11 protein-coding genes, 1 tRNA gene and 1 pseudogene are annotated in these 12,851 nt (G+C 67.7%); 6 read left to right on the top strand and 7 right to left on the bottom strand.

All coding sequences use genetic code 11. From position 1 onward, the window contains the following. The first annotated feature begins 273 nt into the window (after positions 1-273). The 4 genes from GH740_RS12625 (at position 274) to GH740_RS12610 (ending at position 4,758) form a co-directional block, all read left to right on the top strand. Positions 274-2,793, top strand: coding sequence for an ATP-dependent Clp protease ATP-binding subunit (locus GH740_RS12625; RefSeq protein WP_153746438.1), 2,520 nt, complete (start codon positions 274-276; stop codon positions 2,791-2,793). Between the two features lie 63 nt (positions 2,794-2,856). Further along, the gene (locus tag GH740_RS12620) at positions 2,857-3,357 is read left to right on the top strand and encodes an amino-acid N-acetyltransferase (protein WP_367641553.1); all 501 of its coding nucleotides are present in this window, start codon (positions 2,857-2,859) and stop codon (positions 3,355-3,357) included. Between the two features lie 120 nt (positions 3,358-3,477). Continuing rightward, positions 3,478-4,110, top strand: coding sequence for a hypothetical protein (locus GH740_RS12615; RefSeq protein WP_253941399.1), 633 nt, complete (start codon positions 3,478-3,480; stop codon positions 4,108-4,110). Positions 4,111-4,353: 243 nt separating this feature from the next. Further along, positions 4,354-4,758, top strand: a complete 405-nt coding sequence (locus tag GH740_RS12610; RefSeq protein WP_153746436.1) for a dehydrogenase — start codon at positions 4,354-4,356, stop codon at positions 4,756-4,758. A gap of 2 nt (positions 4,759-4,760) precedes the next feature. On the opposite strand, the gene radA is transcribed toward GH740_RS12610, so the two are convergent. After that, positions 4,761-6,131: a DNA repair protein RadA gene (gene radA / locus GH740_RS12605; protein ID WP_153746435.1), complete on the bottom strand. Its 1,371-nt coding sequence runs from the start codon at positions 6,129-6,131 to the stop codon at positions 4,761-4,763. A 195-nt stretch (positions 6,132-6,326) separates the two neighbouring features. On the opposite strand from radA, the gene GH740_RS12600 reads away from it, so the two are divergent. Then, positions 6,327-6,417, top strand: a tRNA-Ser gene (locus GH740_RS12600). A 1,230-nt stretch (positions 6,418-7,647) separates the two neighbouring features. Here GH740_RS12600 and GH740_RS12595 read toward each other — a convergent pair. The 6 genes from GH740_RS12595 to GH740_RS12570 form a co-directional block, all read right to left on the bottom strand. Continuing rightward, positions 7,648-8,163: a DUF1643 domain-containing protein gene (locus GH740_RS12595; protein WP_153746434.1), complete on the bottom strand. Its 516-nt coding sequence runs from the start codon at positions 8,161-8,163 to the stop codon at positions 7,648-7,650. Continuing rightward, the gene (locus GH740_RS12590) at positions 8,163-9,377 is read right to left on the bottom strand and encodes a Fic family protein (RefSeq protein ID WP_153746433.1); all 1,215 of its coding nucleotides are present in this window, start codon (positions 9,375-9,377) and stop codon (positions 8,163-8,165) included. The genes GH740_RS12595 and GH740_RS12590 overlap by 1 nt, the downstream gene beginning before the upstream one ends. Positions 9,378-10,052: 675 nt before the next feature. Then, entirely contained in the window at positions 10,053-11,270 is a 1,218-nt protein-coding gene (locus tag GH740_RS12585; protein WP_216644946.1) for an amidohydrolase family protein, read from the bottom strand. A gap of 33 nt (positions 11,271-11,303) precedes the next feature. Next, on the bottom strand, positions 11,304-11,651 hold the full coding sequence (locus GH740_RS12580) for a hypothetical protein (RefSeq protein WP_153746432.1): 348 nt from the start codon (positions 11,649-11,651) through the stop codon (positions 11,304-11,306). A gap of 54 nt (positions 11,652-11,705) precedes the next feature. After that, complete coding sequence (locus tag GH740_RS12575; protein ID WP_153746431.1) at positions 11,706-12,290, bottom strand: YceI family protein; 585 nt, start codon at positions 12,288-12,290, stop codon at positions 11,706-11,708. A 129-nt stretch (positions 12,291-12,419) separates the two neighbouring features. Then, positions 12,420-12,584 (bottom strand): zinc transporter permease, encoded by a 165-nt coding sequence (locus GH740_RS12570; protein WP_153746430.1) that lies wholly within the window; start codon positions 12,582-12,584, stop codon positions 12,420-12,422. Positions 12,585-12,601: 17 nt separating this feature from the next. Here GH740_RS12570 and GH740_RS14355 point away from each other — a divergent pair. Continuing rightward, positions 12,602-12,796, top strand: a pseudogene (locus GH740_RS14355) (hypothetical protein); the annotation flags it as partial. Positions 12,797-12,851: the final 55 nt, after the last annotated feature.

The raw sequence follows: 12,851 nt of genomic DNA, 5'->3' as shown, positions 1-12,851 counted from the left end.
GGCGACATCCTCTGACGAACCCCCCGCCAGCAACCCCGTATACCCCGCCGCGCGCGTCTCCCACGCGATCCGTTTCGCCACAACACCCTCCACACCCAAGGTGTTGCACTGGCGTCCTGAAACCGCCATGCCGCGGCCCGCACTTCGTGACGACCGAAGCGGAACGCCCCCAGCACCCGCCCACGCTATGCCCCCAGCGAACACCGGCAAGAAGCATCCTCCCGCTCGTTACGCTCTTTACAGGCGCCACCAGTGCGCCCGGAGGAGTCAGAGATGTTCGAGAGATTCACCGACAGGGCCCGTCGTGTGGTCGTCCTCGCCCAGGAAGAGGCGAAGATGCTCAACCACAACTACATCGGTACCGAGCACATCCTCCTCGGGCTGATCCACGAGGGGGAGGGCGTGGCCGCGAAGGCGCTGGAGTCCCTCGGCATCTCCTTGGATGCCGTCCGTGAACAGGTGCAGGACATCATCGGCCAGGGCCAGCAGCAGCCGGCCGGGCACATCCCGTTCACGCCCCGCGCGAAGAAGGTGCTCGAGCTGAGCCTGCGCGAAGCGCTGCAGCTCGGCCACAACTACATCGGCACCGAGCACATCCTGCTCGGCCTTATCCGCGAGGGCGAGGGCGTCGCCGCGCAGGTGCTCGTCAAGCTCGGGGCCGACCTGAACAAGGTGCGTCAGCAGGTCATCCAGCTGCTCAGCGGATACCAGGGCAAGGAGCCCGCCGCCGTGTCCGGCGCCGCCCACGAGAGCGCCGCCGGCGCGCAGGGCGGGTCGCAGGTGCTCGACCAGTTCGGGCGCAACCTCACCCAGGCCGCGCGCGAGAACAAGCTCGACCCCGTGATCGGGCGTGAGAAGGAGATCGAGCGGGTCATGCAGATCCTCTCCCGCCGCTCCAAGAACAACCCCGTGCTGATCGGCGAGCCCGGCGTCGGCAAGACCGCCGTCGTGGAGGGGCTCGCGCAGGCAATCGTGAAGGGCGACGTCCCCGAGACGCTGAAGGACAAGCAGCTGTACTCGCTGGACCTCGGCTCGCTGATCGCCGGCTCCCGCTACCGCGGCGACTTCGAAGAGCGGCTGAAGAAGGTCACGAAGGAGATCCGCACCCGCGGCGACATCATCGTCTTCATCGACGAGATCCACACGCTCGTCGGCGCGGGCGCCGCCGAGGGCGCTATCGACGCCGCGAGCATCCTCAAGCCGCTGCTGGCCCGCGGCGAACTGCAGACGATCGGCGCCACCACTCTCGACGAGTACCGCAAGCACTTCGAGAAGGATGCCGCGCTGGAGCGCCGCTTCCAGCCGATCCAGGTCGCCGAGCCGAGCCTGCCCCACGCCATCAACATCCTGAAGGGGCTGCGCGACCGGTACGAGGCGCACCACAAGGTGCAGATCACCGACGGCGCCATCGTCGCCGCGGCGAACCTGTCCGACCGCTACATCTCGGACCGCTTCCTGCCCGACAAGGCGATCGACCTCATCGACGAGGCCGGCGCCCGGCTGCGTCTGTCGATCCTGTCCAGTCCCCCCGAGCTGCGGGAGCTGGACGACAAGGTCGCCGACGTCCGCACCCGCAAGGAGGCCGCGAGCGAGGAGCAGGACTTCGAGAAGGCCGCGTCGCTGCGCGACGAGGAGAAGTCGCTGCTCGCCGAGCGCCTGCGTCTGGAGAAGCAGTGGCGCAGCGGGGATGTCGCGACCTCCGCGGTCGTGGACGAGGGCCTGATCGCCGAGGTGCTCGCGCAGGCCACCGGCATCCCGGTCTTCAAGCTCACCGAGGAGGAGTCCAGCCGGCTCGTCTTCATGGAGAAGGCGCTGCACCAGCGGGTCATCGGCCAGGAGGAGGCGATCGCGGCGCTCTCGCGCACGATCCGCCGCCAGCGCGCCGGGCTGAAGGACCCGAAGCGCCCGTCGGGGTCGTTCATCTTCGCCGGACCCACCGGCGTCGGCAAGACCGAGTTGGCCAAGGCGCTCGCGGAGTTCCTGTTCGACGACGAGGGGGCGCTGATCGCGCTGGACATGAGCGAGTTCGGCGAGAAGCACACGGTGTCGCGGCTGTTCGGCGCCCCTCCCGGATTCGTCGGGTTCGAGGAGGGCGGCCAGCTCACCGAGAAGGTGCGCCGCAAGCCGTTCTCGGTCGTGCTGTTCGACGAGATCGAGAAGGCACACCCGGACATCTTCAATTCGCTGCTGCAGATCCTCGAAGAGGGGCGCCTGACCGACGGTCAGGGCCGCGTCATCGACTTCAAGAACACCGTGATCATCATGACGACGAACCTCGGCTCGTCGGCGATCGCGGGCGGCCCGGTCGGCTTCCAGGTCGAGGGTGACACGACCACGTCGTACGAGCGCATGAAGGGCAAGGTGGACGAAGAGCTCAAGCGGCACTTCAAGCCCGAGTTCCTCAACCGCGTCGACGACATCATCGTGTTCCCGCAGCTGAACAAGGACGAGTTGCGCCAGATCGTGGGCCTTTTCACCAAGCGCCTCGGCGAGCGGCTGCTCGACCGCGACATGACGGTGGAGCTCACCGACGCCGCCAAGGACAAGCTCATCGAGATCGGATTCGACCCGGCGCTGGGCGCGCGTCCGCTGCGCCGCGCCATGCAGCGCGAGATCGAGGACCAGCTCAGCGAGCGGATCCTGCACGGCGAGCTGAACACCGGCGACCACGTGAAGGTGGATGCCGAGAACGGCGAGTTCGTGTTCGAGCACGGGCCGCGCGGCGAAAAGGTCGCAGTGGGCGTCGGCGGACACGAGCAGATCAGCGCGACGCCGGACATCATCGCCGGCTGACCGCAGGCCACATGCCGACGGCCCCGCCGAGTGCGGGGCCGTCGGCGTCGTAATGTGGATCGTGTGAGCGACATCGTCATCAGGCCCGCCCGGACCACCGACGTGCAGCGGATCCATGCGCTGCTGGACCCGCTGGTGGACCGCCGCATCCTGCTGGGCAAGGAGCTCGTGTCGCTCTACGAGGCCGTGCAGGAGTTCGTCGTCGCCGAGCAGGACGGCGAGGTGATCGGCTGCGGCGCCCTGCACGTGATGTGGCACGACATCGGCGAGGTGCGCACCCTCCTGGTGCGGGAGGATCGGCTGCACGAGGGCATCGGCAGCCGCATCGTCGAGGTGCTCGAGCAGCGCGCCGTGGAGCTGGAGCTGCGCCGCCTGTTCTGCCTGACGTTCGAGGTGTCGTTCTTCACCCGGCACGGGTTCGCGCCGATCGGGGAGCACGTGGTCGCCCCTGACGTGTACGCGCAGCTGTTGCGCAGTCCCGACGCCGGTGTGGCGGAGTTCCTGGACCTCGCGCACGTGAAGCCGAACACGCTTGGCAACACGCGCATGCTCAAGCACCTGTGACGTGGCTGTGACGGGCGCGCCGCGCCGGGGCATCCCGTCGGCGCCCGTAGCCTTTTGTGTGTGAGCACTCCCCGACGTCATTCACCGGCCGTATACCGGCGTCGTAGGCTCGCTCTCCTCATGACGCTGGTCCTCGTCGTGGCCGCGGTGTGGTTGCTGTTCGCGCGCCCGTGGGACGGGGATGCGCGTGCCGCGGGCGCCGGCGGCGACGCCGCGCACGCGGCCGAACCGCTGCTGCCGGTGGTCTCCGGCGGCTCGTCGACGCCGACCCCCGGCCTCACCGGCACGCCGACGCCGGGTGCCACCGTCACCGCGGCGCCGACGCCCGGCGCGACGACCTCCGCCGCCCCGTGCGCGACGGACGATCTCGAGGTGAAGGCCGTCACCGACAAGACGAGCTATGCGTCCGGCCAGGATCCGAAGCTGTCGATCGAGCTCGCCAACACGGGATCGACGGCCTGCACGCTGAACGTGGGCACGAGCGCGCAGGTGTTCACGATCACCAGCGGCAGCGACACATGGTGGACCTCCACGGACTGCCAGACCCAGCCGAGCGACATGGTGGTGCTGCTGAGCGCCGGGCAGCGGGTCTCCAGTGCGCAGCCGCTGACATGGGACCGCACGCGGTCGTCGGTGGCGACGTGTGATGCGAAGAATCGTCCGAACGCTCCGGGTGGGGGAGCGACGTATCACCTGAGCGTCTCGATCGGGGGCGTCGTCTCGACAGACGACGCGCTGTTCCAGCTGTATTGAGTGCAGCCACGGCCCTGTCCCCCGAAAGGGGGACATCGTGTGCGGGACCCATTCCCCTACACTGAGAGGCATACGCTGTGCCATCGAGCGGTGAAGCTGTCCCCAGCAGCGAGTGACCTGTCCCCAGCGGGTCTCGGACCGTAGGCACGGCGTTTCGGGCCCTCTCGAGTCGTCCAGTCCCCAATGAGCGATTCGAGGGGGCCCTCTTCTGCCCGCGGGATGCCGCTCGGTTACGCTGGAGCGATGGCATCCGGCAAGAAGCGTCCCCGCAAGCAGCTGGAGTTCCGCAACACGCAGCTCGCCGACGCCCTCCAGACTCAGGACATGGCCGCCGTCGCTTTCGCGCTGCGCCACGGGCCGACCGTGGTGCCGCTGATGCGTCCGGGTGCACGGGACGACCCCCGCGACAGCGGCGAGGTGTGGACGTTCCGCGACCCGGGCACGGGGGATGTCGCGCTCCTCCTTTTCAGCGATGCCGTGAACAAGCCGGCGACGCTGCCGCCGGCCGTGGGGCTGCACTCGCCCGCGTGGCTGCGGGCGTTCCTGGCCGCGCATGCCGACGAGATCACGACGGTGTTCTTCGACATCGCCGGGCCGCATCCGCTACAGGCCACGCCGGCCGATCTCGTGGCGGCACTGGACGCGTGACCTCAGAACTCCGGGATGTCGCCTTCCGCCGCCGGGGCCATCGCCGTCGCCTTCACGAGCTGGAGGGCGCTGCCGATCGATGACGTGCGCTCGTCGATGACGGTCTTGTAGCCGAGCCGGGATGCCTCGTGCCGGCGCTGTGCGGCCTGCGTGACGGGGCGGATCTCACCCGACAGGCTCAGCTCCCCGATCGCGGCGACGTCGTGGCGGACCGCGCGCTCGCTCTTGGCGGTGGCGATCGCTATCGCGATGGCGAGGTCGGCGCCGGGCTCGACCAGCCGTACCCCGCCGACCGTGGACACGTAGACGTCGTCCTTGGACACGTCGACGTGTGCGCGCTTCTCCAGCAGCGCGATGATCATCGCCACGCGCGGAGAGTCCACCCCGCTGACGACCCGCCGAGGGTTCGGCCCGGACGCGGGCACCGTGAGGGCCTGGACCTCCACCGGGAGCGCGCGCCGGCCCTCCAGGGCGATAGTGATGCAGGTGCCGGCGACCGGTCGCCCACTGCCGAGGAACAGCCGGCTCGGGTCCGGGACTTCTTCGATCCCTGCCCCGGTCATATCGAAGCATCCCACCTCGTCGGTCGGTCCGAAGCGGTTCTTCAGCGTGCGCAGGAAGCGCAGCGAGGTCTGCCGGTCGCCCTCGAAGTGGCAGACGACGTCGACGAGGTGCTCGAGGATGCGCGGGCCGGCGATCGATCCGTCCTTCGTGACGTGGCCGACGAAGACGATGGGCAGTGCGCGCTCCTTCGCGACCCGGATGAGGGTGGCGGCCACCTCGCGGACCTGGCTGGGGTGCCCGGCGAGGCCGTCGGACAGGCTGGATGACACCGTCTGCACGGAGTCGACGATGAGCAGGTCGGGCTCAACCTCGTCGACGTGGCCGAGGATCGTCGCGAGGTCGGTCTCGTTGGCGAGGAACAGCTCGTCGTGCAGGGCGCCGGTTCGCTCGGCGCGCAGGCGCACCTGGGCCGCCGACTCCTCGCCGCTCGCGTAGAGAACGCGGCGCCCGGCGCGGGCGGATTGTGCGGCCACTTCGAGCAGGAGCGTGGACTTGCCGACGCCCGGCTCACCGGACAGTAGGATCGCGGCGCCCGGGACGACGCCGCCGCCGAGGACCCGGTCGAACTCGGCGATGCCACTCGTACGCCGCGGGGTCGACGTGGTGTCGATCATCGTGATCGGGCGGGCGCTGCGGCCGACGGCGGGCGCGATGGCGGTGACCCTGCGGGGTGCGATCCCGGCGGATTCGGTGGATTCCACAACGGTGCCCCACTGCTGGCACTCGCCGCAGCGGCCGACCCACTTCAGCGTCGTCCACCCGCACTCCGTGCAGCGGTAGGGGGATGCGGTGGGACGCTTCGTGGCCATGCTCCTCAGGCTATGCCGCCCCTGCGACATCCCCGGCCCCGCGCCCGGGCCCTGACTGCGAAGGTACAGCCGGTCGCCGAGGATGTGGGATTTTCCCATACCCTCGTCCGCCAGTTGCACCCTCGAGGTCGCGCAGGCGTGACGCTTGCTTCGCGTGATTCGCGGCGGCGCGGCCCGTACCGTAAACTTGTCGGCGGTGACGTGTCCGAGCGGCCGAAGGTGCAACTCTCGAAAAGTTGTGTAGGGTAACCCCCTACCGTGGGTTCAAATCCCACCGTCACCGCCATGTGATGTCTCGGGACATCGTGAACGGTTGAACCCAGCTTCTGGACGGCGACGGCTTTGATCAGCACCTCGTACTTGGCCACCGTTCACCATGTCCCGAGACACCCCGCCCGACTCAACCGCCCCGTTCACGATGGCCCGAGACACCCGTTCACGATGTCCTGAAACCGGACACCACCATCACCGCCATGAAAACCCCTGCTGAGCAGGAGTTTTCTCGTTGGCGCGAAGGCCGTTTGACAAGATTTGAGAAGAACGTCGGCTTGTTTGTAGCCACTTGCGCGCCGAACCTGTTGCCCTCGAGGCGCGGAATTGCGCGGACTTACGGCCATCCCGCGGCCTACGTCGTGTACCTACCGGGGGTAACTGACCCACCCCAGGTCCGCATCTGGCTCGTCGAAGTGTCGATGGCGTTGACCGGCGGGAACCCCGAGTGCACCTGCCCAGGTCGGAGGATCTTGCAGCTTGCGAGCCTCGACTCTGGGCGCCCGACCAGCACCTGGGTGACCGATCCCCGGCACGGGTGACTCGGGAGAGCGAGCTCGCGGTGGCGGCTTCGGTTGTCCGTGCGGCGTTGAACAACTTCGCGGAGCTGATCGCTCCGACGAACGGCTCCGCCTCGTCATCATGATCACGAGCGCGATCGTGAGCAGCGCGATGACCATGAAGAGGAGCACGCGCCGGTGAACGTACGCCGGGACGACGACGCGCCGACGCGCACTCGACGTCGAGTGACTCGACCGCGACCACCTCGACGGCGTCGGCGACGACGACGGCCACCACCGCGGCGACGACGTCGGCCACCACTGCGGGCGCGACGTCGGCGGCGGCCGCGACCACAGCGGCGGCGGCCTCGGCGCCTCTGCGCCGCCGGTCACAGCAGGCCCGCTTCGACGGCGTACTTCCACTGGTGGTACGCGAAGCGCACGGCCCGAGGTAGGGGTGCACGACTCGGTACGCGGCGATGGCCTTCTCGAGGAGGACCTTCAGGCGGCGACCGGTGGACTCGGTTCGTTCTGGTTGGTCTCGGTCATCGTGAGCCCCCTATGCGCGTGCCGCCGCGATCGAGGCAGCCGTCCTCGGGGGCCTCTCCTGTCACCCTGCGGCGGGCGCGCGTCGGAACCGCGCGCGGTGACCGATTGGGCGCTGGTGCGCTAGGCGCGGAGAGGGTGAGGAAAGAACAAACCCCCGCAGACGGAGCTGCGGGGGTTTGATGAAGTTCGGGGAGTCGTCAGTTGGTGGTGTATGCGACGACGTTGAACGGAACGAAGGGAGTGTCGCCATTCACGTACAGCGGGTGCCTCGGGTGCCCGTCCTTGGTGAGCGCGCCCAACGAGACCCAGGTGCAGTTCGCGAGCTCAGGCAGGGTGACGATGTCGCGCGCGAGCCTGCGCAGGTACGGGCGGGAGCCGACGAGGGTACCCCAGGCGGCCAGGATCGTCAGCGGCCGCCCGTCGATGTGCTCGGCGATGTGCCTCTCGTTCAGCTTCTTGAGTCCGGGGTCGAGCTCGAGGTGCATCCCCTTTGGGTCGGTCGAGATCTGGGGGTAGACGTTGAACATGGTCCACGAGTCGTGACCCTTGCGGGCGGCGTGCTTGCTCACGCGGGTCACCGTGGGGTCGAGGTCACCGGGGACTGCCGTCGACGGGTTGATGCCGAAGCAGACCAGCGGGTTCTCGCCCACGGTGCCCAGCACGAATCGGCTGGTGCCGTCTGGCGTCTTCTCCCAGATCCACTCGACGAGCATCAGTTGTGGTTCCCTTCGTCCATGGCCGCCTGGATTCGGCGGTCGAGATCGTCGAGCTCGGCCATCACTTCGGATGCCGCCCAGACGCGGTCCTTCTTGCGGCCGGTGATCTCCTCGATTAAGCCGGCGTCGACGAGCTGATCGATCGCACGGTAGCCGGCCGTGGTGGAGGCGGCGACGACTTCGATGTCGTCGGCTCGCATGACGGGGTGGTCGTAGAACGCCTGGATGAGGGCGGCCGCAGCGGATCCTGCACGCGGCTTCAGCTCGACTGCCCATTCCTCGGGCATCGCCTTCAAGCGGGCGATGGTGTCGCGGGAGCATTCGGCGGCCGCGCGGGCGGACTGGGCGAACAGGCGGATGAGCGGGGCCGGATCGCCTTGGCGGTAGAGGCCGAGCGCGGCGAAGTAGTCGTCGCGCCTGGCGAGCAGGCCGCTGGCGAGGGGAATGACGGCGTTGCGTGTAACGCCCCGGCGACGCAGTACGGCGGCGACGAGGGCGCGGCCGATGCGGCCATTGCCGTCGGTGAAGGCATGGATGGACTCGAACTGGGCGTGACCGATCGCAGCCTGCGTCATCACGGGAACGTCGTCCCGGTTCAGGTAGGCGATCAGGTCGTCCATGAGTTCTTCGACTCGCTCGGGCGCAGGGGGGACGTGGAGGGCGCCGCGCGGGGAGTGGTCGCTGCCGCCGATCCAGTTCTGCATGTCGCGCGGCCGTCCGGCGTAGTCCGCTTCCATCGGGTCGTCGGCCATGAGCGCACGGTGGGCGCTCTTGAGCGAGTCGAGGTCGAAGTGTCCGGTCTCGCCGACGGTGGTGATCAACTCGTGGAGGGCCGCGGAGGCGGCGACCATGCTGGTGGCCGACGTGTTGCTCTTGTTGCCCGCGAGGGCCTTGGCGTAGTCGCGGGCGGACGCGTTGATCCGTTCGATCTTGGACGATGCGGCGGACTCGGAGCGGACCATGAAGCGGCTCAGAGCGGCAGAGTGACCCTCGGCGTCCGTGTCGGCCTGGGCGACCGCGAGCAGCGCCTTCTCCGTGTCGAGCATCACCGGAAGCGGCGGCATGTAGTCGAGCTCGCGGATGAACGACGGGATGGTTGCGTCGACGGAGCGCATCATCCGGTCCTCGCGGATGCCGCCGCGGACCTGCTGCTGCCATGGCAGGGTCTCGACGCCGTGGGGCGGCCAGGAGGAGACGCGATCGTCAGTCATAACTGCAAGTTTACCCTCTGTAATTCCCACTTGGACATTTAAGTGGAAATTTTGTGGAGTATTTCTCCGGTTTCGCGCCGGAAATGCGGGGGAGGGTGACCGTGCCGGTGTCCTTGTCCTTGCGGCTCGCTTATGTCGGCGGGCAAGGAACCGTGCGGCGACTTCCATCCGCGGGCGACCCAGATGCGGTCGTGACGGGTTGCGGTGTGCTGCAGATGCCCGCGCAGTGAGATGTACTTCTTCACGCAGTCTTCGACCGCGGGACCGAAGTCCTCCGCGCCTGAGACCGCGCGGCTGGACCGACGAGCGCGCTGCGCTCGAGTTCTTGCGTCCGAGCATTTACGCGACGATCGCCGAATCTGTGAGGGGAACTTGAGAAGATCTGGATGACATCCATCATCCGCGAGCAGCGTCCGGAACATGCGCGAACCGCGGCAAATCAAGGCGAGACCGGGTAGGTCTTCGCCAACGGCCGTCAGGGATAAGAGTTCAAATCCCACCGTCACTGCCAGCCTCGAAGGTCCCGACTCCCGCGTGATTCCGTGGATGTCGGGGCCTTCTTCATCCGACGGAAAGTATGCTCGGGGCACAATTTGGAATGCCCCGGTCGCAAGGCCATAACGGGAGGAGGCGCGTGCTGACTCCCGGAATGAACCGCCGATCGGTGCTCCCTGGTCAGTGCGGGTGCCCGGTGCCGTCCCCCGGCCGGCGGAAGATCCTGCCCGCCCGCATGACGAAGTCCACTCGCTCGGTGGTGGCGATGTCATCGAGCGGGTTTCCCGGCATCGCGACGATGTCGGCGCAGGCGCCAGGTCGGAGCGCGCCGATGTCGGCTCGCCCCAGGAGCTTCGCGGCGACTGAGGTGGCCGCGCGCAGCGCCCGCAACGGAGAAATGCCGGCGTCCACCATCGCCTGGAATTCGCGCACCCCATGGCTGAACGGGAACATCCCACAATCTGTGCCGAACGCGATCTCGACGTCGCTCCGCGCGATGAGCCGCTGCGTTTCGATGATCTGCTCGCTGTCCCGACGGAACTTCCATACTGCCTGATCGGGCAGGGTGCCCGCGTGGAGCTGAGCCAGGTCCTCCAGGGTCATCTGCATGGTGGGCACTACGTAGACGCCCGCGCGTGTCGCCATGTCGAGGCCCTCGCCGTCGATCAGGTAGGCGTGTTCGAGGCTCCTCGCGCCGGATCGAATGGCCTGCTTGCATGCGTCGGCGCCGCCGGTGTGCACGGCGACGGGCAGGCCCAGCAACGCGGCTGTGTCACAGACCGCCTGCATCTCGTCGTCGAACCAGGTGCCGCGGGCAGGATCATCACCCGTACTGAAGTAGCCGCCCGCATTGGCCGTCTTGATCCAGTCAGTGCCCGAGGCGTGCTCTCGCCGGACGAGCTGCCGGACCCTGGCGACGCCGTCGGCGACGGCGGACACCGGCAGGTCCCAGCGCGAGGGATAGAAGCCGCTCAGGTCGCCGTGACCGGCCGTTGAGCTGAGAACGTGCGCCGCCACAACGAGTCGCGGCCCCTCGACGATCCCGGCGGCGAGCGCGTCGCGAAGGTCTACGGTGGGGAACTCGGGATCCATGGCGCCGAGGTCCCGCAGAGTCGTGAAGCCGTAATCGAGATACTCTCGGGCGAGTCCGAGGCCGGTGAGCGCTTTGGTCGCGATGGACTCGAGCGTCTGGGCGGCGAGTCCAGCGGCGTCCATGGTGAGGTGTACGTGGGTGTCGATGAATCCGGGACTGACTGTATGGCCGCGAAGGTCCACGACCTCGGCGCCCTCCGGCCGGCTCACCGACGGTCCCATCTCGGCGATGACACCGTCCCTCACGAGGACATCGGTTCCCTCCGCCAGAGATCCCGACGTCCCGTCGAACACGTCGCCTGACACCAGAACCGATGCAGTCATGGGCGACATCGCCGCTCAGGACCAGATGTATTCCTCGGCGATCGCGCCGTCGACCCACTTTGCGACGGTGACCATGCGGCCTCCGCCTCCGAATTCGCCGATCACGCACGTCCAGTCCCCGGAGCCGAATTTGATGGGGTGGTCGATGATCTGCGGGGGTGTGCCGCCTGCCGACTCGACGTAGGCCTTCATCGCGTCGATGTGTTCCTGGATGCCGTGGGTGGGTGGCTGGCCTTTCCAGTCCACGAGCACGTCGTCGGTGTGATGGGCGGCGAAGACGCCGTTCCAGTCGGCGCCGTTCCAGCCTTGGAAGTCGAGGTCGTCCATGCCTTGGAGGTTGCCGTCTACCTTCTCGTCAGACATGATCTGCTTCTTTCGTCGGAGGATTCGTTCTTTCCGGCCGGCGGTCGGGAAGATCTATTGAGACCGGATCGCCTGGGGGTCGATCTGGATCGCGGTGTCTCTGCCCGCCAGCGGGGTCCCTGCCTCCTTGAGCAGTTCGAAGGTGAGCCCGTAGTCCTTTCGGGTGATCGAAGGCTCCGTGTGGAACGCGACCCGATTGATGCCGTAGGCGTCGGCGGTGGGGCCTCCGAAGGCCACCGGAAGCTGCACGGGGTTCGTCACTCCGTGCAGAGTGAAGTCGCCGGTGACAAGCCACGTGCCCGAGGTCGACTCTGCAGCCCGAGTGCTGCGGAATGTGATCGTGGGACACCGGGCGACATCGAGGTAATGCTCGGAGCGGATGTCGGCATCGCGGTCGGAATTCAGCGTGGTGACCGACGCGGTCGCGATTTCCACCTCCACGGTCGACTGGGTGAGGTCCTCAGCCACCACGATGGTGCCCGTCACATCTTCGAACCGGCCGCGAACGCGTCCGACGGCCAAGTGCTGGGCGCGGAACGCGACGAACGTATGCACCCGGTCGAGTTGGAACGTACCGACAGGGGGAGCAAGGGTGTGATTGACCACGCGGCTGTGATCCTTGTCTGGAAGATCACTCATGAGTCGCTCCTCGGGGAACGCGTCGACTCGGCTCCGCAGGTCGGCAGGACCTGTCGCCGATTGTACGCGCGAGCCTGCGCCGGGGGAGGAGTCTTCAAGGACTCTCACACTCGGCGGCCCGGTGGGGCGTCAACCCTCGTGTTCGTCGTAGTGGTCGCCGTGCAAAGCATGCCGGTGACCGTCGTGCACATAGTCGACGTGATCACCGTGCTGAATCATGTCGTGGCCGCAACCCGGACCATGCTCATGCTCTGCGACGGTGTGGTGTGTTTCGTGCTGAGTCTGGTCGCTCATGATGTGTTCTCTTCCTCATGGATGCTGCGAGCATAGGCCCGCGAAGACGCCGTGTCTGCGGCCCGGGGTGCTGTAATGGCTGCCAGCCGACATCGGGAGGCTGTTCGGACCAGCTGCGTCGAGGGGTCGAACTTCACCGGTCGCTGCGCACCGTGGTCAAAGACCACCCGTTCGGTGACGGCAACAAGCGCACCGGCGCGGCGCTGTTCGTCTACTTCCTCGACCTGCTTTCCGCACTTACGCTGATCGCCGCGGCCAGCGACCCGT

It is taken from the genome of Microbacterium sp. SYP-A9085, from assembly GCF_009649635.1.
GTDB lineage: Bacteria > Actinomycetota > Actinomycetes > Actinomycetales > Microbacteriaceae > Microbacterium.
This window is presented reverse-complemented; position numbering and strand designations above follow the sequence as displayed.

Coding starts and splice junctions, on each gene's coding strand:
- GH740_RS12570 (WP_153746430.1), bottom strand. CDS start 12,584: ATGAGCGACCAGACTCAGCACGAAACACACCACACCGTCGCAGAGCAT.
- GH740_RS12580 (WP_153746432.1), bottom strand. CDS start 11,651: ATGTCTGACGAGAAGGTAGACGGCAACCTCCAAGGCATGGACGACCTC.
- GH740_RS12615 (WP_253941399.1), top strand. CDS start 3,478: ATGACGCTGGTCCTCGTCGTGGCCGCGGTGTGGTTGCTGTTCGCGCGC.
- radA (WP_153746435.1), bottom strand. CDS start 6,131: ATGGCCACGAAGCGTCCCACCGCATCCCCCTACCGCTGCACGGAGTGC.
- GH740_RS12595 (WP_153746434.1), bottom strand. CDS start 8,163: ATGCTCGTCGAGTGGATCTGGGAGAAGACGCCAGACGGCACCAGCCGA.
- GH740_RS12590 (WP_153746433.1), bottom strand. CDS start 9,377: ATGACTGACGATCGCGTCTCCTCCTGGCCGCCCCACGGCGTCGAGACC.
- GH740_RS12575 (WP_153746431.1), bottom strand. CDS start 12,290: ATGAGTGATCTTCCAGACAAGGATCACAGCCGCGTGGTCAATCACACC.
- GH740_RS12610 (WP_153746436.1), top strand. CDS start 4,354: ATGGCATCCGGCAAGAAGCGTCCCCGCAAGCAGCTGGAGTTCCGCAAC.
- GH740_RS12625 (WP_153746438.1), top strand. CDS start 274: ATGTTCGAGAGATTCACCGACAGGGCCCGTCGTGTGGTCGTCCTCGCC.